The sequence below is a fragment of the Bartonella birtlesii IBS 325 genome (genome assembly GCF_000273375.1).
GTDB classification, from domain to species: Bacteria; Pseudomonadota; Alphaproteobacteria; order Rhizobiales; family Rhizobiaceae; genus Bartonella; species Bartonella birtlesii.
On sequence record NZ_CM001557.1, the window covers coordinates 858,483 to 881,543 of the forward strand.

The 23,061-nt window shown below is 34.4% G+C and carries 23 protein-coding genes, 2 tRNA genes and 1 pseudogene; 17 read left to right on the top strand and 9 right to left on the bottom strand.

Annotation, left to right across the window (positions count from 1 at the left end; all coding sequences use genetic code 11):
- Positions 1-11 precede the first annotated feature (11 nt).
- The 3 genes from QWU_RS04265 to QWU_RS04275 form a co-directional block, all read right to left on the bottom strand.
- Entirely contained in the window at positions 12-398 is a 387-nt protein-coding gene (locus tag QWU_RS04265; protein ID WP_006589123.1) for a hypothetical protein, read from the bottom strand.
- Positions 388-1,461, bottom strand: coding sequence for a YdaU family protein (locus QWU_RS04270; protein ID WP_017196279.1), 1,074 nt, complete (start codon positions 1,459-1,461; stop codon positions 388-390). Before QWU_RS04270 ends, QWU_RS04265 begins: the two co-directional genes overlap by 11 nt.
- Before the next feature lie 127 nt (positions 1,462-1,588).
- Positions 1,589-1,840 carry a helix-turn-helix transcriptional regulator gene (locus QWU_RS04275; RefSeq protein ID WP_017196280.1) on the bottom strand — a complete coding sequence of 84 codons (252 nt, stop codon included), beginning with the start codon at positions 1,838-1,840 and terminating at the stop codon, positions 1,589-1,591.
- Positions 1,841-1,948: 108 nt separating this feature from the next.
- Here QWU_RS04275 and QWU_RS04280 point away from each other — a divergent pair, with 108 nt between their 5' ends.
- The 8 genes from QWU_RS04280 to QWU_RS04320 all read left to right on the top strand — a co-directional run bounded on the left by QWU_RS04280 (position 1,949) and on the right by QWU_RS04320 (position 7,007).
- Positions 1,949-2,566: a LexA family transcriptional regulator gene (locus tag QWU_RS04280; RefSeq protein WP_004865405.1), complete on the top strand. Its 618-nt coding sequence runs from the start codon at positions 1,949-1,951 to the stop codon at positions 2,564-2,566.
- A gap of 157 nt (positions 2,567-2,723) precedes the next feature.
- A complete protein-coding gene (locus QWU_RS04285; protein WP_017196281.1) occupies positions 2,724-3,098 on the top strand; it encodes a hypothetical protein in 375 nt (124 codons plus the stop codon).
- 64 nt (positions 3,099-3,162) lie between these two features.
- Positions 3,163-3,525: an antA/AntB antirepressor family protein gene (locus QWU_RS04290; RefSeq protein ID WP_017196282.1), complete on the top strand. Its 363-nt coding sequence runs from the start codon at positions 3,163-3,165 to the stop codon at positions 3,523-3,525.
- Positions 3,526-3,539: 14 nt separating this feature from the next.
- Positions 3,540-4,268: a Rha family transcriptional regulator gene (locus QWU_RS04295; protein WP_017196283.1), complete on the top strand. Its 729-nt coding sequence runs from the start codon at positions 3,540-3,542 to the stop codon at positions 4,266-4,268.
- 359 nt (positions 4,269-4,627) lie between these two features.
- Positions 4,628-5,155, top strand: a complete 528-nt coding sequence (locus QWU_RS04305; protein ID WP_017196284.1) for an antA/AntB antirepressor family protein — start codon at positions 4,628-4,630, stop codon at positions 5,153-5,155.
- 154 nt (positions 5,156-5,309) lie between these two features.
- Positions 5,310-6,104 (top strand): ERF family protein, encoded by a 795-nt coding sequence (locus QWU_RS04310; protein WP_017196285.1) that lies wholly within the window; start codon positions 5,310-5,312, stop codon positions 6,102-6,104.
- A gap of 1 nt (position 6,105) precedes the next feature.
- Entirely contained in the window at positions 6,106-6,729 is a 624-nt protein-coding gene (locus tag QWU_RS04315; protein ID WP_006589135.1) for a lambda exonuclease family protein, read from the top strand.
- 74 nt (positions 6,730-6,803) lie between these two features.
- A complete protein-coding gene (locus QWU_RS04320) occupies positions 6,804-7,007 on the top strand; it encodes a helix-turn-helix transcriptional regulator (protein ID WP_006589136.1) in 204 nt (67 codons plus the stop codon).
- 102 nt (positions 7,008-7,109) lie between these two features.
- On the opposite strand, the gene QWU_RS04325 is transcribed toward QWU_RS04320, so the two are convergent.
- Positions 7,110-7,182, bottom strand: a tRNA-Thr gene (locus tag QWU_RS04325).
- 468 nt (positions 7,183-7,650) lie between these two features.
- Here QWU_RS04325 and QWU_RS04330 point away from each other — a divergent pair.
- Positions 7,651-7,812, top strand: coding sequence for a SlyX family protein (locus tag QWU_RS04330; protein WP_006589137.1), 162 nt, complete (start codon positions 7,651-7,653; stop codon positions 7,810-7,812).
- Between the two features lie 618 nt (positions 7,813-8,430).
- Here QWU_RS04330 and QWU_RS10555 read toward each other — a convergent pair.
- Entirely contained in the window at positions 8,431-8,751 is a 321-nt protein-coding gene (locus QWU_RS10555) for a hypothetical protein (RefSeq protein WP_006589138.1), read from the bottom strand.
- 181 nt (positions 8,752-8,932) lie between these two features.
- On the opposite strand from QWU_RS10555, the gene QWU_RS04345 reads away from it, so the two are divergent.
- The 5 genes from QWU_RS04345 to QWU_RS04365 all read left to right on the top strand — a co-directional run bounded on the left by QWU_RS04345 (position 8,933) and on the right by QWU_RS04365 (position 13,027).
- Complete coding sequence (locus tag QWU_RS04345; protein WP_006589139.1) at positions 8,933-10,360, top strand: amino acid permease; 1,428 nt, start codon at positions 8,933-8,935, stop codon at positions 10,358-10,360.
- Between the two features lie 41 nt (positions 10,361-10,401).
- Positions 10,402-11,082: an energy-coupling factor ABC transporter ATP-binding protein gene (locus tag QWU_RS04350; RefSeq protein WP_006589140.1), complete on the top strand. Its 681-nt coding sequence runs from the start codon at positions 10,402-10,404 to the stop codon at positions 11,080-11,082.
- A complete protein-coding gene (locus tag QWU_RS04355; RefSeq protein WP_006589141.1) occupies positions 11,079-11,717 on the top strand; it encodes an energy-coupling factor transporter transmembrane component T family protein in 639 nt (212 codons plus the stop codon). Before QWU_RS04350 ends, QWU_RS04355 begins: the two co-directional genes overlap by 4 nt.
- Complete coding sequence (locus QWU_RS04360; RefSeq protein WP_006589142.1) at positions 11,714-12,268, top strand: biotin transporter BioY; 555 nt, start codon at positions 11,714-11,716, stop codon at positions 12,266-12,268. The genes QWU_RS04355 and QWU_RS04360 overlap by 4 nt, the downstream gene beginning before the upstream one ends.
- A 204-nt stretch (positions 12,269-12,472) precedes the next feature.
- Entirely contained in the window at positions 12,473-13,027 is a 555-nt protein-coding gene (locus tag QWU_RS04365) for a biotin transporter BioY (protein ID WP_006589143.1), read from the top strand.
- Between the two features lie 1,536 nt (positions 13,028-14,563).
- Here QWU_RS04365 and QWU_RS10560 read toward each other — a convergent pair.
- From QWU_RS10560 to QWU_RS04385, 3 genes and pseudogenes are all read right to left on the bottom strand, one after another.
- Positions 14,564-14,656: pseudogene (locus tag QWU_RS10560) on the bottom strand (DUF4102 domain-containing protein); the annotation flags it as partial.
- 363 nt (positions 14,657-15,019) lie between these two features.
- The gene (locus QWU_RS04380) at positions 15,020-15,682 is read right to left on the bottom strand and encodes a lysozyme (protein ID WP_006589146.1); all 663 of its coding nucleotides are present in this window, start codon (positions 15,680-15,682) and stop codon (positions 15,020-15,022) included.
- A gap of 1,277 nt (positions 15,683-16,959) precedes the next feature.
- Positions 16,960-17,035 (bottom strand) — tRNA-Phe (locus QWU_RS04385).
- Positions 17,036-17,440: 405 nt separating this feature from the next.
- On the opposite strand from QWU_RS04385, the gene QWU_RS04390 reads away from it, so the two are divergent.
- The 3 genes from QWU_RS04390 (at position 17,441) to QWU_RS04400 (ending at position 21,894) form a co-directional block, all read left to right on the top strand.
- Complete coding sequence (locus tag QWU_RS04390) at positions 17,441-18,604, top strand: phosphoserine transaminase (RefSeq protein ID WP_026017297.1); 1,164 nt, start codon at positions 17,441-17,443, stop codon at positions 18,602-18,604.
- A 381-nt stretch (positions 18,605-18,985) separates the two neighbouring features.
- A complete protein-coding gene (locus QWU_RS04395) occupies positions 18,986-20,275 on the top strand; it encodes an adenylosuccinate synthase (RefSeq protein WP_006589148.1) in 1,290 nt (429 codons plus the stop codon).
- Between the two features lie 206 nt (positions 20,276-20,481).
- Positions 20,482-21,894: a hypothetical protein gene (locus tag QWU_RS04400; RefSeq protein ID WP_017196290.1), complete on the top strand. Its 1,413-nt coding sequence runs from the start codon at positions 20,482-20,484 to the stop codon at positions 21,892-21,894.
- A gap of 142 nt (positions 21,895-22,036) precedes the next feature.
- Here QWU_RS04400 and rpoH read toward each other — a convergent pair whose 3' ends face one another.
- The gene (gene rpoH / locus QWU_RS04405; protein WP_006589150.1) at positions 22,037-22,921 is read right to left on the bottom strand and encodes an RNA polymerase sigma factor RpoH; all 885 of its coding nucleotides are present in this window, start codon (positions 22,919-22,921) and stop codon (positions 22,037-22,039) included.
- Positions 22,922-23,061 lie beyond the last annotated feature (140 nt).

Consider the following 23,061-nt stretch of genomic DNA (forward strand, 5'->3'; position numbering starts at 1 on the left):
ATCTTCGGTTTTTAAAGCATTTGCATCAGCTTATCCCATTTTTCAGCAGAGACAGGCTCTGCCTTCGGTTTCATCTCTGGTCTATCAAGTGACTTGAATATCCTGTCAACTGTAGTTCGAATATTATCTTCAAGCTTTTCACAGTAAAGAAGAAGGTCAGCAGAAGCGGGCATGAATGTTGTCGACAAGCCTTCTGCTTTACCCTTCATCACATCCCTTGTTGCGGTTTTGATTGCCCAACGGCTTAACCCATTGAGAGAAAAGAGATAAGCAACCGCTGTAGCTTTTTCGTCTTCTCCAGGTTGGCTTTTAAGTCCACCAGAAAGCATGAGAAACATAGCTTTTATTTCTTCCTCAGAAGCTTTTTCATCAAGCATTTGCAAAGCTTCATGACCCAACGAGATAATTCTCTCCGCTTCTGCAGGTGATGGTTTTTTGCTCGGTAACCAATGGAATGGAGGGTTTTGCATCATCCTCGAAGAGAAATTTGTACGGACTATCTGCATTTTTGAAATCGGACATGTGTTGTGTAATTCTATAGGCACGACCGCGCTGTTGTCCTGTTTGGAAATTGGTTTGTGTTCCATAATTTTCTCCTTGTTTGTAATTTTTTGAATTTCTTACCCAGTTACGCCATGTTGCTTGCCAATCGATTTTGGTTGCATTTGCTCCGGCTTTTGAACGCCAATAATCTCGAAACTTTGCAATTTCGACTTTGACGCGCTTTGGAAGCAAGCCTTCTTCGATTGCAAAATCGTAATCGGGTTCAAAATCCGCAGGCAATCGACAACCGCGATTAGCTTTCGCTCGTTTTGCTTTTTCTGGAACGTTCTCTTGCTCGTGAATGGGAGGTTGGTTGTCTAGTGAGGTTGTGATTTGCTTTGATGTGGTTTCAACAGCAGCAACCTCAGTTGGCTCTTGAACCAAATTAGTTGTTTCTAAACTTTCAGAACCAATTTCTTTTTTTGCTAAAACGATAGTTTTAGTTTTTTTATATATATTCTTATTCTGGTTCTTTATAGCTTGATTTTGCTTAGCATTTGCTTCAGCAAAAAAAACGTTTTGCTTGTCATTTGCTTCAGCAAAATTATTAACATGTTGTTTTATATTGTTTTTTGCTTTTGCACCTTTTTTACCAGCTTCACTACGAACTTGCGATATGTGCTCTTTTTTATCAGCAAAATCGTTTAGCTCTTCTTCAACGCGCGTATTCCACAATCCATTATCTGTCTCAACAAGTTTATTATTTCTCATGAGATATTCGACAATAGTTGCAAATTTTTTCTGCGAACAATGACAAACGCGTGCAAGTGTTTGAAAATCTGTTTTAAGTGGTTCTTTTTTTTCATACATGCAAACGAGAAGGGTTATATAAACCCCCCGTTGTTCAGATGTCATTCCATTTGTGCCACTTATCCAGTCATACAAATGGAATCTTATCCATGGCATTGCATTAGACATGCGCATCCCCTTCTTTTATTAAATATAAATTAGTGATCATAATCCCCCCTTAAGGCTGTTGCGTATTTATGCGTGCGCATGGTGGCGCGTAATCTATTTATTTGATCTCTTTGATTTTTATGTCTGTTTAAGAGTGTGAATGCTGCTGTTGACGTTCATCATTATCTGTATGAGCAGCAATAAAAGCAGAACTAGAGCTAGAACTATCCTTCAACTTTTGCAGCTTTAGATAATTTATTACGGAGATAGATCCTCTTTTTTCCCACTTGCAAACAGCTGCTTGAGTTACACCAAGCATTTTCGCCATTTCTGATTGTGTCCAATTAAATTTGCCCCGTATTGACTTAGCCAAATTCTTAAAATTTTCTCGTTGATCCATTTACAAGCTCCAATTACAGCTTTGCCTTATTTATTCATATAATTATAGTTATATAAAGTCAAGGAAATTTATCTTTATCAACGATAAAAAAATAAGGTAAGCAGAAGTATGAGTAATAAATCTAATATCATAAGCACATTAAAAAAGATTTTGACCGAGTTTAACTTAACGCAAGAAGATGTAGCCAAACGGTTAAACGTAACACAAGCTTCAGTGTCTAAGTGGTTAAAAGATTCTGATCCACGCGGCTCTAATCGAGATGCCATTTTAGAATTATATAAAGAACTAAAAGGGGACAACCACTTAACAACTTTTGTTCCTCTTATGGGGTATATTGGAGCAGGAACACAGATAGATCCAAGCTTTGAACAAATCCCTGAAGATGGTCTTGAACAAGTAGAAATTCCTTTTGCTTTACCTGATGATATGGTTGCTTTCGAAGTTAAAGGAGACTCTATGCTTCCAGCTTATAAAGATGGAGATATGGTTATCGTAAGACGGCGCCAAATTAAAACAATAGAATCCTTTTTTGGCAAAGAAGCCGTTATTTTAACACATGATAATAAAAGATATATAAAGCAGATTAGCAGGGGCATGAATGGTGAAATAGATCTGCTTTCTTGGAATGCCTTACCCATTAAGAATGTTAAAATTGTGTGGGTTGGAGAGATATTTGCTATTTTGCCAATAAGTTCTTACAGCAAGATGATTCGGACTTATCGCTAATTATCTCCCCCCTTATTTAGCAAGATATTATAATAATTTTTATAAAAAATATAACTTTTTATAATTTTTCGCTTGCTATTTTATAATTATAGTTATATAAGTAATTATACAAACCACGCACAAACAATTGCCAAGAGGCGTTAAGGGAGGAGAAATTATGGAAAAGCCAATTCTTATAAATTCCAATGAAATTTTATTAGTTACTTATGATGATGATCAAAACATTGCAGAGTCTGGACCGCTTGATGCAAGTCAAATTCTAAGCATTGTTGATGAGGGAGATGATGCCATCCAAATCTTTCGTATAAATCCTTCTGAAAAGAGTTGTGAAGATATCTCTGAAGAGATTGCAGAAGCATATGTAAAAGAAAATATCGAACATCTCCATGAGGAGAGTAGAGTTCATGACTTTGTACGCGAGAGTGTTGCTTACCATGACCTTTTATCTGATTTAGCAGACGAAAAATATGATGATGAGATGTTTGGGACTTACGAACAACAACACCGTTTGCGTCCTTGTGATGTGCTTTAAAAATTCTAAAGGGCGCTTTTAAAAGCGCCCTCTTTTCCCATCAATAATTGATTAGAGTAAACTTATGACCACACATGACACTAATAAAGACAGTGAAGGATATCTTATACCTGAAAACGAGGTAGACAACAAAATCGGTTATGCCAAAATGGTCAAAGCCCATGTAATGCATAGGCACTTACATTTGAAACAAGATTTTTCTACTTGGTTTAACGATTGTGTTGAAAAGTTTGATCTAAAAGAAGGCGTGGATTTTGTTTTTACAAAACAAGAATGGAACAGACAGAAGATTTGTCCAAAATCTGAAATAGAAACAGATAAAACCGATAATCATTACTTCAAAATTCACGCAGCAAGGAAAATAGCTAAAGCAGAACGTCATAGAAACTATGGCATAATATTATACCAAAACTTGTGTTTTTCTTAATTAAGGGGGTGATGATGCGAAACTTTATTACAATATCTGAAAACAATTTTCAAAACACAACTGTTCCAACCATGTCTAGTCGTGAAATTGCAGAGTTATGCGGTAAGCAACATGCGCATATTATGCGTGATATTCGACAAATGTTAGGAGAATTATATCCTGAAGGGGGTCAATCCAAATTTGGATCCACCTATTTAGATAAACAGGGTAAGCCCCAAAACTGTTACAACCTTCCTAAACGTGAATGCCTTATCTTAGTTTCGGGTTACAGCATGACATTACGTGCTAGGATTATAGACCGTTGGCAAGAATTGGAAAAGCAAGCAGTAACACCACAAATCGACTATTCAAGTCCAAAGGCTATGATTGGTTTTTTGAATTACCTACAAGGTCAAATAGATCAAAAAGACACCATCATTGAAGATTTAACACCAAAAGCCATGGCTCTTAAAAGCTTACAGCGCCACGATGGACTCTTTGGTCTTACAGAAGCCGCTAAAATACTCGAGATGCAACCAAAACAGTTCATTCAATTCTTACAGCAAAAAGGTTGGGTTTACAGACGAGCAGCAGGTGGAAATTTGCTTCCTTATCAAGACAAAATCCAAAAGAAACTTATGGATTGTCCAACCATCACACTTCAAACCGCAAGTGGAATAGAAAAAGTCATTCCTTGCGCAAAAATCACAGCAAAAGGAATTGGTGTGTTGTCTCAAGAGCTTAAAAGACAATGCATGCATTAAGAGCAATAATCATGGAAAAGAAATACGAACTGACTGATAAAATCAATATAGTTTATCTGCACCAATTTTTTAATTTTTTAATTGACAATATACTATCAGTATATATATGCTCAAACAAGGTGCTTGAAAAACACCTTAAATGCATAGCGGATGAATTGCCGAAACAGTTTATTTTCCGCACATTAAAGGCTTTGACTCATTGTATGTTACACGCATATAATGACTTTGTCGGGTGTAGTTACGCTATACAATACTCTTTATGGGGAAAGCGTAACGACGGACTATGCACCGTGTTTTTCAGCACCCGGCATCCTTTATTGGATGTCAATGAAAAACATCTAACTGCATAGGAGTTCATTATGAACACTCTTATAAAAATCACAGAGAAAATCATTGATCAGGAAACAGTTCAAACCGTTAATGCACGTGACTTGCATGCATTTTTGGAAAGCAAACAAGATTTCTCTACTTGGATAAAAAAACGCATCATTGCTTATTCTTTTCTTGAAAGGCAAGATTTTATCCGCTTCCACAAAAAAATGGAAGCGAACAATGCTATAGCAGTAGAATATCATCTCACCCTAGATATGGCGAAAGAGCTTTCCATGGTTGAACGTAATAAAAAAGGACGTCAAGCTCGTCGTTACTTTATTGAGTGTGAAAAGAAACTAAGAAACCAAGCTGTTGATTATGACCATGATACACGCTTTGATTTGCCAAGCTATTGGGAGGGAATGAACGCTGGTGAAAAAGTTGTATATCTTTTAGGTCCAATTCATGTGCGTCTTCTTGATGCCTTCAGAGTAGATGAAGAAAACAGAAAATATAAAGCTCTCATTAAAGAAGCAAAACAAGTCTTAGAAAGATCTGTCGTAAAAGCTGCTTAGTTTAAAATATGATTTCATTTCCTCGTCTTTTTAGACGGGGAGGTGGTCAATATCACACAGTCTCTAGAAACAGGATTGTAACAACCAACCAACTTTTAAACACAAGCGTGATTCACGCCACGGGGGAATTGCGCTCAAATAGGAGGAAATCAAGATGAGTGAACAAAACACTAACCTAACAGAAGTTGAAGAAACACATCATTTAGCGGTTAAACAAACTGCTATGGAACGCATTTTAAACAGAGCCTTAGAAAATGACGTCGATATGGATCGTCTCGAGCGTCTCATTGCCTTACGAGAAAAAGAAATAGAACGACAAAACTACGAAAGATTTGCCAGTGATCTTTCGAATATGCAAATAGAATATCAAAAAATACAAAAAAACTCTACAAACACCCATACAAACAGCCAATATGCAACCCTTGACCAGTACATTGATGCTGTAAAGAAGACGCTTGCAAAACACCGATTTGCTTTGTTTTCTCGTATCAAAGAACAGAGTTCAGACAATATAATTATAGAAATGACTTTGACGCATCCATCTGGGAATAAAATCTCAACAGAAGGAAAGTTCCCTTATGACACTAAAGGATGCAAATCAAATATACAATCGGTTGGTTCTGCCATCACATACGCACGCAGATATCTATTAGGTATGCTTCTTAATGTCGTGAGTGAAGATGATGATACGGATGGGAACACACCTATTAAAAAAGCTTTTCCACAACAGATCAATGAAATCAGAAGACTCATCGTACAAACCCAAGCAAAAGAAGAAAAAATACTTGCTTATGTCAACGTCAAAAAGCTTGACGATATGTCTGAAGGACAAGCACAAACGGTGTTACATCTTTTGAAAGATAAACAAAACAAGCAAAAGGTAGAAACAGATTCTACTATACAAGATGCCGATATAGCAACGCCACACGAACAGGGAACGGCGGTGTGAGATGGAACAACGAACAGCAGAATGGTTTCAAGCGCGCTTGGGTAAAGTCACTGCTTCAAACGTTTACAACGTACTCAGTAAGACAGCAAAAGGATTACCTACAAGCAAATATGAAGACTACAAAACGAAACTCATGGCAGAACGCTTAATAGAGGAAATAGGCCAATCTTATACAACACCTGCTATGCAATGGGGCATTGAACATGAAGAGAATGCCTTGAGAGAATATGAATTCATTTATGATGCCGAGGTCACAAGGTGCGGGTTTATCCAACACCCCACAATAAAAATGGCAGGAGCAAGTCCTGATGGATTTGTTGGTGATGACGGTTTAGTTGAAGTTAAATGTCCACAATCGACCACGCATTTGCGCTTCTTTATGGATGGCAAAATCAAACCTGAATATATCGCACAAATGCAATTCCAAATGGCATGTACGGGACGCAAATGGTGCCATTTCATTAGCTATAATCCAAACTTTGTAGGCAGATCTACTGGTTTGAGAATGAAAATCAAACGCGTCAACCGTGATGAGAAACACATTGAAGAGATTAATAAAGCGGTCGAGATTTTTTTAGGGGAAATAGAACAAGAGATGGAAAAGATTTTGGCAAAAGCTGCTTAAACCTATGGGGGTGCTTTCTCTCCTCCCAGCACCTCCGCCCATTTAATTAATATAAAAAAGAGAAAGGTAATGAGATGATATTTGATGATGGAGATAGATATGTAACGACACGTGAGTGTGCACAGCTTTTTAGTGTATCGACAACAACGATTCGCAATTGGGTGCTTCAAGGGATATTTCCAGAGCCATATAAGCTAGGGAGAGCAGTAAGGTGGAGAAAAAAAGAAATCTTAGGCTTCACTCCAAAGAAAAATAAGGAGCAAATAAGAACAAATTAGGTAAAATTATATAAACTGTAGAAGGTGGTCTAAAAGGTGGTCTGAAAATGGCTATTTAAAGAAAAAATCTATATATTTCAATACATTAAAAACACAAAACGGTGCCGCATGCCGGATTCGAACCAGCGACCCCATCATTACGAATGATGTGCTCTACCAACTGAGCTAATGCGGCATGGGCTTATATATCAATTAAACAAAAACTAGTTTGAGGGTAATAGCCAAAAGTACATATAAAAGCAAGTATGCATTTTTTTCAATAATTTATAAGATGTTATCATTATTGAGTAAGGAGGAGAGTAAAGATTAAGAACAGAACAGTATTTTTGACCTTTGTTCTATAAAATACGTCCAAATTTACCCACGCATTCAAATTTAAAAGCTGGTATGGAAAGTGTACCTTAGGGGAGAAAGCGATGTTAACATCTCCTTGCCAAATAAAAATATCAGCTACTTTTTTAGAAAAGAAGGAATTTATTTAAGCATGAAAGTAGAGAAATGAAAGATATTGCCGCTTTTTATGATGTGCAGATAATATCAAAGGAATTAGTAGAAAAATTAGTTATCATTTTATAAGAGTAGTGATAAAGAAATTAGCTTAATAAGCTTAAATGCATTTTTTTATTTCAGGTAGAGAAGAGCTATGGCAGATGAAAATCGGCTGATAGAACTAGGAATGAAGGTATCTTACCAAGAAAAATTTATTGATGAACTTTCTTGTATGGTAACCGATCAATGGAAAAGTGTAAATGAGATATCTAAAAAATTGGATATCTTAACAAAGCGATTTTCAGATTTAGAATAACAAGGGAGCTAAGACTACTATTTTCTTGTTAATGAGAATATCAGACATTTTAAAAAACTTTAAGTTTTTTAGCAGTAGTCACTCTTTTAGATTTTTGAAATATCATAAATAAGCTGCAATTAATAAAATTTTATCACATTAAAATTGTTTACTGTATGTTTTTTTAAGAATCTATTTTGTTATATGTAGGAGAGCTTCTATAAGCTTTATAGTTTTTCTCATTATTGAATCTTATAAAGGGTACTGATATTCTTAAGAGGTATTTTCTGTATACGATCTATAGTGCTAAAAACAAAAAACTTTTAAAGCTGATAAATAAACAACTATAGATAATTTTTATTATGTCCACATATTTTCCCTTCCTGTATGGCTATTTCTTATAGTTGGAATGAAAAGCTGAATTAAATAGCGGTTTACTTTTAATGGATAAAAATGAGTTAGCATTACAGTTATTCATAGCGAATGTATATGCTCATAAATAAAGCACTTTTCATCTGTTTTATGAATAAAATAGTTTTTAGTTATCTTAAGAAATATTGTTTTCTAAAGTGTATTGATTGTGTCTAGTAGAATAGATTTTAGAAAAATATTTTCAAGATTAACATTAGATCTATTTTTTTAAGTATATGATGTTTTATGAAAAGGTTTTTGTTGTTCGTGACTAAAGATACAAAGTATTATTGCTACAGCACCCAAAATAGACCACACTGGTAAACAAGTGAGAGTGATGAGAAAAGGGGAAAAGAAAGCTGGTATATTATTACTAATAAACTGCTTAAGGCTATAGATATCTGTTTGTAGAAGATTTGCCAATATTTTGTTGAAGGGGGTTATCATCCAGTGTGATGCGCTTATAGAGTGTGCGCTATCAATGACAAATGTTATAATTGTTAGTGTAACGAAAATGAAAGCCATGAATTTAAATAAAGAGTGCAGCATATTTCTTCCTGTAGTTTCGATAGAACATTTGCATAATGTAAAAGAAAGACAAGGAGTTGCATTATAACCAAACAATAGGTTATGTTCTCTTTTATAATTTCTGTTGAAAAAAATATACCGAAGATATTATCAGCTTTCCGTATAAAAATTAAAATCAATATGGAGGGGGGAGTAAAGAGTCATGCTTAATGATGCGAATAATGAGTTGAAGCGTAATCTTCAAAATCGCCACATTCAAATGATTGCTTTGGGTGGTGTTATAGGGACAGGACTTTTTTATGGATCAACAGAGGCAATTCAATTGGCTGGACCTTCTGTTATTTTAGCTTATCTTTTTGGGGGGCTTATTATTTATTTCATTATGCGAATGCTTGGTGAAATGTCTGTAGAAGAGCCATCGTCAGGAGCTTTTAGTTTTTTTGCTTATAAATATTGGGGGAGGTTGGCTGGTTTCGTAACAGGTTGGAATTATTGGTTTTTATATATTCTTGTGAGCATGACTGAACTTACAGTGATTGGATTTTACCTTGATCATTGGATTTTGATTGATCATTGGAAGTCATCCTTCATTGTACTTTTGTTTGTCACATTAGTTAATTTATTTAATGTTCGTCTTTATGGGGAGTTTGAATTTGTTTGTGCTTTGATCAAAGTTGCTGCTGTTATTGGTATGATTATTTTTGGGATTTTTCTTATTGTCACTGGAATAGGGGAAAATCAAGCGAGTGTTCATTATCTTTGGGAGAACGGGGGTTTTTTTCCTTACGGAGTTGTAGGAATTATTTTGGCAACTTCTGTAGTTATGTTTTCTTTTGGAGGGACTGAGCTTATTGGTATTGCTGCTGGAGAGACATCTAATCCACAAAAAGTAATTCCGGCAGCTATACGTCAGGTTATGTGGAGAATTATAATTTTTTATATTGGTTCTATCACTGTTATTATGATAATTAGTCCATGGGATACAATTGGAAAAAATGGTAGTCCTTTTGTTACAATTTTTGAAACTGTAGGAATTCCTGCGGCGGGACATATTTTGAACTTTGTGGTTATTATGGCGGCTATTTCTGTTTATAATAGTGGTATTTATTCTAATGGTCGTATGCTTTATAACTTAGCTATACAAGAAAATGCTCTACATATTTTCAGTAAATTAAGTACTGCTCGTGTTCCTTATGTTGCTATTCTTTTTTCATCGTTTTGTACGGCAATAATCGTTGTTATTAATGCTCTAATTCCTGATAATAGTTTTATGCGAATTATGGCTCTTGCAACTGCAGCGGCGCTTATTACTTGGGCTATTATTGTTATTGTGCATTTGAAATTTCGAAAGGCACATAAGAACAGGAAAAGAAATTTTATTTATGCGTTTTCTTTATATCCTTATGCTAACTATTTTTGCCTTTGCTTTCTTGCTTTCCTGTTTTGTATTATGTTTTTAAGCGGCTTTGGAAAAAATGGATTAATGGTTTGGCTTTTGGATATGGTAGGAATAAGAGTACCTTTTCTTGAAACATATATCCCTGTACAGATGCCTGATATGAGTTTGGCAGTTATTATTATTCCTCTATGGTGCTTATTTTTATTTTTGGGCTATAAGTTCAAGCGATAACAATCATAGGAGTAATATAAAGGGTTTGATTGGAATAAGCCTTGGGAATTATAAAATTTGATAAGGTAACACAAGTCTTTGATGATTTGTGTGTGCTGAAGAATATTACTGTACAGCTTGCTGAAAAACGGATTGCTGTTATTGGTGCCAATGGTTCTGGAAAAAGTACATTTGTTCGTCTTATCAATGGGCTGCAATTACCGTCTCATGGTTTTGTAAGTGTTGATGGACTTGATACAAAGCGCGATGCAAAAGCAGTAAAGCGTAAAGTAGGATTTGTTTTTCAAAATCCTGACAATCAAATTGTTTTACCCTTAGTGGAAGAAGATCTATCTTTTGGTCTCAAAAATCTAAAACTGAGTAGAGATGAAATTAAGGAGCGTGTAGATGAGATTTTACAGCGTTATGATCTTCAAGCTTTTAGAAATCATGCAGTTCATTTATTAAGCGGCGGACAAAAACAACTCGTTGCTATTTCCAGTGTAGTAGCAATGAAACCAGACTATATTATTTTTGATGAGCCAACGACATTACTTGATTTGCGAAACAAACGTCGCGTTACGCAGGTTATAGAAGAATTATCACAAACAGCAATTGTTGTATCGCATGATTTGGAGTTTTTGAAAAAGTTTGATAGAGTACTAGTTTTTGATAAGGGGGAGATAGCAATTGATGATGTACCTTTTGTTGCTCTCAAAGAGTACATAAGAAAGATGTCATGATCGGTTTATATATTCCAAGGGATACATTTATTCATAGGCTTAACTCTTGGATTAAATTTTTATTCCTTGCCGTATGTACAACTATGTTTTTTATGGTTTCATCGGTACTTATTCTTGTATTCTTTTTATTATTCGTGGTCTTATTTTATAAAGGTGCCCAAATCCCTTTTATCATCGTAAAAAAGCAGTTTAAATCGATGGGGTTTCTTTTAATTTTTCTATTTGTATTTCAAACTCTTTTTAACAGTTGGCTTACGGGGATAGAGGTTATACTACGCCTTGTTATCCTCTTTTCTTTATCATCACTTATTTCATTTACAACAAAAGTTTCAGATATGGTGGATGCAATTGAAGCAGGGCTTCAGCCTTTCCGTTGTTTTGGTATAAATCCATCAAAAGTGAGTATGGTTATTTCTATGGCAATCAGGTTTATTCCTCTTTTGAGCGAAAAGTTTAATGAAGTGCGTGAAGCGCAACAAGCACGTGGACTTAACACCAACATTGTTGCTCTTGCTATACCTTTAATTATACGAACCATAAGAATGGCTTCAGAAGTGGCTGAAGCATTGGAAGCACGTTCTTATGATTCTGATGTTGTTGATGAAGTATCGCATAATGAAAGAATAACAAAATGAATACAAAAGATTTAGTCTATATTGGTTTATTTGCTGCTATCTATGCTATTTTAGGCCTTTTTCCTCCTATTTACTTTCCTTTTTTGCTTGGGGTACCTATTACAGCCCAGTCAATGGGGCCGATGTTAGCAGGATCTATACTTGGGGCAAAAAGAGGGGCTCTAGCGTCACTTCTTTTTCTTGTTCTTATTGTGATTGGATTACCTCTATTACCTGGTGGTCGTGGCGGAATCAGTGTTTTTTCAGGAATTACGAGTGGTTATTTAATCAGTTTTCCTGTTGCTGCATTTTTCATTGGTTTTATGGTTGAATTATTTTGGCAACGGTTAAATTTTGTAAAATTATTTGTGATAAATGCTATGGGTGGTATAGGAATTTCCTATGCCTTTGGTGTTCCATGGACAGCGTATATGACTAAAGTCTCTTTACTAAAAGTTTTAATGGCTTCATCAGTTTTTTTGATAGGTGATTGTTTAAAAGTGTTTATTGCCTCCTTTGTTGCACTTGCGATTAAAAGATCTATCCCTCTCGTTTATTCAAAGAAAAAATAAATTTTTATTTTAATTGTATTGTATAATGCAATCCATTCAAACTTAAAGAATGATAGTTAATCTAAAAGAGAAATATTATTTAAATAAATTATTGTATCATTTTTAGAATTTTCTAAGGTTTTTGAAATATGCTCTTATAGAGCTGATACTATTGATCAATTGTAAAAATAACTAAAGATTATTTCATACTAAAGGAACAATTGAGTGAATACAAAAGATCTAACCTATATTGCTTTATTTGCGGCGATTTACGCTGTTTTGAGTCTTTTCCCACCTATTTATCTTCCTTTTTTTCTGGGAGTACCTATCACGGCTCAATCTATGGCTCCAATGTTAGCAGGATCCATACTTGGGGCAAAAAGAGGAGCTCTAGCATCACTTCTTTTCCTTGTTCTTATTGCAACTGGATTACCTCTATTATCTGGTGGTCGTGGGGGGATCGGTGTTTTTTCAGGAGTTACCAGTGGTTATTTAATCAGTTTTCCCATTGCTGCATTTTTTATTGGTTTTATGGTTGAATTGCTTTGGCAACGGTTAAATTTTATAAAATTATTTGTGATAAATACTGTGGGAGGTATAGGAATTGTCTATGCTTTTGGAATACCATGGGTGGCTTATATAACTCAAGTCCCTTTACTAACTGTTTTAATAGGCTCGTTAGGTTTTTTAGTTGGTGGTTTTCTGAAAGTTTTGATTGCATCCTTTTTAGCGCTTACCATTAAAAGAACTGCTCCTCTTATTACATTAAAGCAGAGATGATTTTTGTTTTAAGTGAGATTCTTTATTGTAGTGTATACTAGGTAAAAAAGAAGAATGCTCATTATTAAGTCTTCTGTTCATTTATTTTTGCGTTTATAAGGGAGAATTTATATTAAAGCGAAAGCTTATTATTCTTTTTGTGTCTATTTATTTTTTATATATACACATAATAAATATTATGTTATATATCAATATATAGGCTTTTAAAAAACATAATGATTAAAATTAAACTTATGAGTATAAAATATTACTTTGTTATATATGCTATTATTTTAATTTCTTTACCTATTGCCAAAGCATCAGAGTATGTCTTTTTTCAAAAAGAAACATCTATTATTATTACTTCTAATGTTTTGGGAAAAAGTGTATTTTTAAATCAGGAGGTTAATTCTTTGTCTTTATTAGATAAAGTTGTTATAGTCACTCATCCAGGTAATCAGAATTTTTTTTGGAAAGGTGTAGTATCAGTTTTTCATAAAGTAAGACGTGTATATGGTGATTTATGGTCATATTTATTTGATTCTATATTCTCCATATTCAATTGGTAGAGTTTAAAAGAACATGTATGTGTTATTTTTAGTAATAATTAAAATATTATAAATTATAACTAAATATATATTAAGTGCATTAAATGATGGTTCATAAAAAAATAAGGAGAACTTTTTTTACAACATCTGTGCGCTTATATAGGTTAGTTTTATGAGCTTGTCCAAGCGTGCAAGATGATGCATTATTTACGGAAAAAAAGATTATAAACCTTTCTACATTAGCAGAAAAAACGTCCATTTTAATAAAGAACGAAATCCGTTAGGTAAAAACATTCTTAATACAATTATTTTAAGTGTTTTAAGAATGCATTATTGAGTTTAGGATATTAATAATCTGTTATTAATTGTAGATGGAGTTTTTAACTCTTTGAAAAAAACTGTTTTAGGTGTGCAAAGATATTTTTTATTGTCTCTACAGGATGGGAAAAATTAAAAATAACTAAGAATATAATAAATATGTTCTATTTTACACAGCAACATATCGTTTTATAATGGTAATTCGTTGTTTTGTATGTTGAACTAAGGCTTCTAATGCCGTAAGATTTTTTTGTTTCAAATTTTTTTTATGTTGAATCAGCCAAAATCATTCTCTTGCACATTATAAGCGGGATTAGCGTATAGGTAAAAACTGTACAAGAAAGAATTAAAATTCCTATAGTGAATCATCTCAGATACAAAAATTCTTAGCAACATTGGAGGCTGAGTATAATAATTTCAGTTTACCTTTTCACAAGCATAAAGGTGGTGCAATAGATTTGTCATTATATTATTTACGGTCGATGCTATGAAATGGGCTTTGGTGCGCTTTAAGAGATGTCTTTTTAAAACAAACATATAAATTAGCAATACAATGGCGTTTCGTATTACAACTAAACATTATTGCCATAATTTTTTAGGCAATTATTATTTCTTGAGGCATTAACTTTTCTACTTATTATGTTTTAGGATGTTGCTTACCAAATTTAGGTAAATTATATTAATATCTTGTCTGCTTATGAAGAAGCAAGCCGGCACCATCATTATATTTACCAACTCCCAATGTTGCGACAGCCCTTGCACTAAGATGGTTCATAAGAGCCATTTTTAATCCTTTCTTGTATAGTTTTTATCTACACGTTAATCCTATTTGTAACGTGTAGGCGAAAGGTTTTGATTCAAGATAAATAGATTTGAAATAAGGGAATCTGACGATATTCAGGGTTTCAATTCAATATGAATAACGATAAATATTATTATAAATCGATACTTTGTATCTTAAATTAAACAGATATCTAATCAATACAGAAAAGGTAATTTTATTAGATTGTACAATCAATCAGAAAATATACATTAGCATTATTCTTCATCTCAAGCCGTGTTATTATCATTTTAAAGCTTGATTAAAACCATAAAAAAGGCGGCTTTAGCTGCTTTTTTGAGCAATAAATTGTTTTTCTCCATTAAATCAAAGACGCTGCTCCTGAAAGCGTTTAAGAATATATAAGATAGCCGTAAAAGCAGCTAAAACCATAATGGCTGCAAATGCCCATTGAACAGGTCCATTACCTACGAAAAGCCCTCCAAGCCCTGAAAAAGATCCTATGATTGGCGCAAGAGCTTCTATTTTGCAAATATCCGTTACACCTTTTGATTCTACTTTTTGATAATTTGGAGACATATATGAGCCTTGAGCCCATAATCCTATCTCAGCGGCTCGACGATTAACGAGACCTTGAAGACGTTTTCCTCCTACTCTTGTCCATTTTAATAACTCAACTGGCACAGCTTCATAATTTCCTTTATTGAGTTTTTTTAAGAGTGCAGAGTAGCGAAAAGCTTCTGTCCCAATATTATAGGAAAATGACACAAGTGCAGCAAATTGTTCATTAGTTAGAGGAACGGTAACAGTTTTTTCGACAACATGTTCAAACTGTTTTAAATCTTGACGCAGAATTTTTTCCGCTTCCGTTTCTGTAATTTTCATGTCCCTATGGACCTCTGGAGCCCCGTGAGCATTTGTATGTCCATAACCAATTATCCATTCACCAGTAGGGTTTTTGTAGGCGTTTAAATGTAACTCTTCCCATTTTTTAATCAATGTAAATTCTTCTTTTGATATTTTTCGCATATCCTCATTCCATAAAAATTCCTATATAAAGTAGGACACGAATTAAAAGTTTAAAACCTACATCTGTCTATTCCAAGAACAGGACAGTGAAGTGATTGAGCAAAAATAAAAAACTTTCTAATAATACTTACGAAGATCTATTTCACTTTATTCATTGGCAAAAAAATTATACTAAGTGATCTAATTCATAATTAGACAGAATTCTTTCAATTTTTCACACTTGATCTTTATGTAGTTTACTCCATAAATCCTACAAATAAACTTTATTTTGATAGTGATACATCACATACCAAAAACTGCATGTTTGAATTAAATATACCTCAATATAATTCTCTAAAAGACAGTTTCAAAAAAGGGCTACCAAATAAGGACTACCAACGACATCAGCATTTAAGTCATCGATCTTATAGCTAATCTACAGTCTTTTTTTGCAATTTTTTTACAAGAACCCAAGAAATAAAATTTACGACATATAGCAATACTGCTCATTATCGCAAACTCATCATTTATACAAAAGGTATAGTCAATCATTATTCCTACATTATCTTTTTTACCAAATTAATTTCCTCACCAGCATTCAAAATAAAAATACTTCTAATTTCAGTATTAGAATTTTCATAAAGACCACTTACAAATCTTAAAGGTTTAAATAACAATTTTATCAACTCACATTTTTTCTTGCATTAGCATCCCTAAAATAGTTTCAAGTGATTTTAATTGAAAAATTTTAATACCCACCACCTGTTTATTAAACACATAATGTATTATACAGATCTAATTCAAAAAAGCTATAACTAATTTGAATATTCTTTGTTTTGCTCTTTATATTATCTCAATTGTCTTAAGAAAGATGAACTCATTAATAAACTCTTTAAAGAAAGATCTCTATAAGCAAATGACTCAAATAAAAATTATAATAGATACAATCTATCTATTATAATTTGTTTTCAATTTATTATATTCGTAGCTGTATGTCAGTATACACACATTTTGATAACAAGCAACAAAACACTTGATATAAACTTGGCTAAAAGTAAGTAGCTCAAATATACCAAATATAGAGTGCTTAAAAAAGAAATTGATTATTTATCTAACATTTTGGATATTTCATTATAAGGCATGATCAAAACATTATTAGAGATGATTAGCGAAGCGCAAAGAAAATGCTACTGTTGTAGAGAAATGTTAAAAACCCTATTCTCTTACTTTTATCTACGCATCCCTCACTTAAAAAAACATATGAAATATCAATAATTTAATAGGAATATAAAACTGTATGGTGCCCAGACGCGGATTCGAACCACGGACACGCGGATTTTCAGTCCGCTGCTCTACCAACTGAGCTATCTGGGCACATTTCACAAAACACGTGAAATGTGTGTGGTTATAACATTTAAATTTTCTCTGTCCAGTCATCCAGAGAAAAATAATTAATTTTTTCTAGTTTATCTGCATATTTTAGATAATTATAATGATTCTCTCCGTAAAATAAACTTGATAGCTATATTATGATACGTTACTGTATTGCTATCAAGATGCTGTCTTATCGTAGTGATAACGCGAGGAAATCTTTTAAAGAATCGATATTATGGACATGATTAAAAAGGCTATTTTTTACAAGATTTCCATGTATTTTAAGCTTGCGGGATAAAGAGAAAACATTTTTGATATTTGTCTAAAGGGACTATCGGCTTCAGTCTTTAATAATAATTCATTTTTTTAAAGAAAGACAAGCCATCTAAAAGGGGAGAAATAATAATGATAATGTTTAAAAAACCAAATTGTCGTCCAAATAATCCTAATTTTTCTTCAGGGCCTTGTAGTAAGAGACCGGGTTGGACTTTTGAAGCTCTTAAAAACGCGCTAGTTGGACGATCACACCGATCGAAAGAGGCAGAATTAAAACTTGCTGAAGTTATTGATTTAACCCGTGAGGTTTTAGAAGTTCCTTCTGATTATCATATAGGAATGATTCCTGGTTCAGATACTGGTGCTGTCGAAGCATCCCTATGGTCTTTATTAGGTGAACGTGGCGTAGATATGGCGGCATGGGAAAGCTTTGGTTTTGGATGGGGCACAGATGTTGTTGAGCAATTAAAACTTCCCGATGTCCGTCGCTTTGAGGCACCTTATGGTGAGCTACCAGATTTAACACAACTTGACTTTGATCGTGATGTTGTTTTTACATGGAATGGAACAACTTCAGGTGTGCGTATTCCCAATGCGGATTTCATTCCAGAAAAGCGCGCTGGTTTAACTATTTGTGATGCTACATCTGCAGCTTTTGGGCAATATCTTGATTTTTCAAAATTAGATGTGGTGACTTTTTCATGGCAAAAAGTTTTGGGTGGTGAGGCAGCACATGGTATGGTGATTTTAAGTCCTCGTGCCGTTGAACGTCTTGAGAGTTATGTTCCAATTTGGCCTATGCCTCAACTTTTCTATATGACTAAAAATGGAGAATTAAATGAAGATATTTTTAAAGGGAAGATAATTAATACGCCTTCTATGCTCTGTGTCGAGGATTTTCTTGATGGATTGAAATGGGCAAAATCTCTGGGTGGGGCACCAGCATTAAGAGCACGTGTTGAGAAAAACTTTGCTGTATTTGATGCTTTTGTTTGCAAAACACCGTGGTTAGAATATTTGGCCAAAGATCCTAAAGTACGTTCTAATACATCTGTTTGTTTAGATATTGTCGATCCAGTAATTACAGCTTTGGATACTGAAAAGCGGAAATCTTTTATAAAAGCGATAGTGAATCGTCTTGACGAAGAAGGCGCTGCTTATGATATTGGCTCGTATCGAAATGCTCCTCCAGGGTTGCGCATTTGGACAGGTATAACAATTGAGGCTTCTGATCTTGAAATTTTAACACAATGGCTTGAATGGGCATTTCAGGTTGAAAAAGCTCGTCTTTAGAGGACTTTTTACGGTTTTCATAACGCATTTTTTAAAAGAGTACGGGAGATTATGATTTTCTCGTATTCTTATGTTTTCAAGTACCGTGTGGATTGCAAAAAATCATAAATAAGTATAAATAATTTATTAGGTATTGACTAGAATAGCAACCAAAAGCTCTAAATATTTCTACTTTTATAGCCAAAAGAACTAATTGAGAATAAGGATATATTTTATATCCTGGTATTTTGTTGCCTTTATAGTCATGAGTTTTAAAATTTAATCGCTTAAAGATTGGGAAAAAGCTAAAATGAAGAGTCGCACTTGCTTTAAGGTTTCGTTATAAAGGAGCGTTTGTTTTTGAATACTGGTTTTATTTGACCAAACACAACGGAGAAAATTATGGCCAATGTAGTAGTTGTTGGTACACAATGGGGTGATGAGGGTAAAGGTAAAATTGTAGATTGGTTATCTGAGCGAGCAGATATTGTGGTGAGATATCAGGGGGGGCATAATGCAGGACATACATTGGTTGTTGATGGGGTTAGTTATAAATTATCGCTTTTACCGTCTGGTTTAGTACGTGGAAAGTTATCTATTATTGGCAATGGGGTTGTCGTTGATCCTCATCATTTCGTTGTAGAATTAAAAAAATTACGTGAACAGGGTATAAAAATTACACCAGAAATTTTGCGTATTGCTGAAAATGCTCCATTGATTCTTTCGTTGCATCGTGATCTTGATGCAATTCGTGAGAGTGGCTTATCGGGTTTAAAAATTGGTACAACAAAGCGTGGTATTGGTCCAGCTTATGAAGATAAAGTAGGGCGTCGTGCTATCCGTGTGATGGATTTGGCGGAAGCGGATACGCTTATGGCTAAAATCGAACGGCTTTTACGACATCATAATGCTTTACGTCGTGGAATGGGTGTTACAGAGATTGCTTCTCAAGCACTTTATGATGAATTGATGCAAGTAGCTGATGAAATTCTACCCTTTATGGATTGTACGTGGCGTCTTTTAGATGAAAGCGGTCAGATAGGAAAACACGTTCTCTTTGAAGGTGCTCAAGGTGCTTTATTGGATAATGATTTTGGGACTTATCCTTATGTGACATCATCCAATACAGTGGCTGGGCAGGCATGTACCGGCTCAGGTATGGGGCTTGGATCAATTCATTATGTTTTGGGTATTGCAAAAGCTTATACAACACGTGTTGGAGAAGGGCCATTCCCGACAGAGCAAATAAATGATATTGGTGAATTTCTTGGGATGCGTGGGAAAGAATTTGGTGTTGTAACTGGTAGAAAACGTCGATGTGGTTGGTTTGATGCCGTCTTAGTACGTCAGATGGTAACGATTTGTGGAATTCAAGGTATAGCGCTGACAAAACTTGATGTTTTAGATGGTTTGGATGAAATTAAAATCTGTATTGGTTATGAGCTTGATGGTAAAAAAATTGATTATTTACCTTCTTCTATGGGAATACAAGCTCGTGTGAAGCCCATTTATGAAACATTAGAAGGTTGGAAGAAAGCTACAGCACATGCGTTGAGTTGGAAAGATTTACCAGTGCAGGCTATCAAATATATACGCTATATTGAAGAATTTATTGGTACTCAGGTAGCTTTATTATCCACGAGCCCTGAGCGTGAAGATACAATTCTTATTACTGACCCTTTTGCAAATTAATGATTATTTTGAGAGTGAAGAAGAAATTTAACAGTGAATGAAAGAGAGGTACAAAATAGCATTGTTTATTTTTTATATTCATTTTAAACTATCATGGCAGTTATATCAATAGAAATAACAATCAATTTAGAAGGCTAAAATAAAAACGTTTTTAGCTTTACAGCTGGGACTTCTTTCCTCAGTTTGAGAAAGAGATTATAGAGGATATGGTAGATTTCGTTGGAATCTTAAAAAAAGCAATTAATGCGCAAAGTAATATTACACCACAAGTGCGTAAGAGGATTTATAAACGAGCTATCGAAACATTAGAACGTAAGTTTGTTGCAGCAACAGTACCACAAGCAATGGCAGATGAGCAAAGAAAGATTTTGCAAAATGCTATTGCAACTGTTGAAGCAGAATATTTAGCAGTTGAAAAGAAGCTATTTTCTTCAGTGATTGGATGGAATCCTATAGAGGAAATAGAAAACGACAAGAACATACAAAACTCTATATTACCACAAGGGAATGCTTTTTCAGAAGAAAGTCAGGGGTCTATAAGTTTAAAGGATAACAAGGCATTTAATAAGCCTTGTGTATCCAGGATACCAAATGCAGAACCTGTCAATATGGAAGCTCATTGGGCTTCTCATTCTTTTGATGAAAAGATGTTGAAAACTTCGCTTGTAGAAGCTTCTTCGCAAAAAGATAATTCACACATTGTTTCACATATTTTTTCTCAAGCTGTACGTCGTGCTAATCGGTCGTCGAAACGAAGACGTATTGTAATAGGTACTGCTGTTGTTGCTAGTTTTGTCGTTTTAACTATTGGTATTTGTTTTGTTGGTGGACGTATATTCCTATCAAATGATCATCAATTATTAGAAGAAAATTTTCAAGCTTCTCATGCATTTTCAAAAACACTTTCTGTCAAGAGAAAGTTAACGAAACGCTTGTTAGAGGATGGAAGCGAAATTGATGTTGGTTTAGATCTCACGGCAGATTCTTCGAATGAAGAAGGGATTTCAAAAGTTATTACCAATAATTTGCAGTTAAATGAACAGCCAGGTGAAGCTATTTTTTATCAGGCGCGTACAGATTATGATGCAGAAAAAGTAGCAATGGGAAGCGCACGTTGGACGCTTGTAAAGGAGTCCCGTGTAGAGGGCGCTCCAGAAGAATCGGCTATACAAGGTGATATAACAATTCCAGATGAAGGGTTATCATTACGGCTCATTTTACGTCGTAATACTGATGTATCTTTTCCTGCTGCATATATTCTGGATCTTGTTTTTATTCCTTCTGATAAATTTTCAGGCCGGGCTATAAGCAGTGTTAAAGCATTAACTTTTAAAGCAAGTGAACATTCCATTGGACAGGTTTTAGCAAGAACTGTTTCAGCAAAGATTGATGATGATTTTTTTCTTCTTGCATTGAGCGGAAATCGTCCGTTTCTTGATAGGAATTTACAATTGATGCGAGAATTGGATTGGATGCGTTTAGTGTTAACGGATAAAAATGGACGTATAAATGAATTAACTTTTGCAAAAGGACGAACAGGTGAGTCTATTTTTAATGAAGTTATTGGACAATGGCTTGCGCAACCAGATAAATTAACAGCTCTTGACCCCCAAAAATAACACATCTAATAGAAGCCTACGAAAAGAACTTCTACCCTCAGAAAGGCTCTTTAAATCGACCAAAAAATATAGAGCCAAAAAATTTGCTTTTTTTCCCTTACAGGAATGTACAAACAATTGACTCTATCTTGATTTTAAGATTCTACATTTGATTTTGAGATAAAGCAGACATTTGAATAGAATTTTGTACTTTTTCAAAAGCGCGCATTTCAATTTGTCTTACACGTTCTCGACTAATATTAAATTCGTTTGAGAGCTCTTCTAGCGTTAGTGGATTATCGCTTAAGCGACGCGCTTTGAATATACGCTTTTCACGTTCATTCAGGTTATCCATAGCATTTGTAAGCATAGAACGACGATTTTCCAATTCACTTTGTTCAATCAAAGTCTGTTCTTGATTATGGGATTCATCTATCAACCAATCTTGCCATTCACCATTCTCACCTGCTTTTGTACGAAGAGGTGCATTGAGTGAAGTATCTCCCCCAAGTCGGCGGTTCATTGAAACGACTTCATCTTCTGTGACATTTAATTTAGTTGCAATTTCTTTTACTTGCTTCCCATTAAGATCACCACTGTCAAGGACTTGAAGCTTACTTTTTAATTTACGAAGATTGAAAAACAAGCGTTTTTGATTGGCTGTTGTTCCTATTTTTACCAAACTCCAAGATCGCAATACATATTCTTGTATTGAGGCTTTAATCCACCATATAGCATAGGTTGCAAGCCTAAACCCCCGTTCTGGTTCAAAACGTTTAACAGCTTGCATAAGCCCAATATTACCTTCCGATATAACTTCTCCAATAGGTAACCCATAACCTCGATACCCCATTGCGATTTTAGCTACAAGGCGTAAGTGACTGGTTACCAATCTATGCGCAGCTTTTAAATCATTGTGTTTACGATAACGTTGAGCCAACATATACTCTTCTTTTGGTTCAAGCATTGGAAAACGACGAACCTCTTCTAGGTAACGATTCAATCCCCCGTCACCTGTTGTCACTGATAGCAAATTCATATGGGCCATATAGCACCCTCCTTTTATGTGAATTCCCTAATAAGGCAAATTCTATTTCAAGATATTATAAACACTTCTCAAACCTCATTCTAGCATAATTTTCAATTTTGTTCAAAAAAGATATTTTATTGTGAAATCTTGAAAAGACG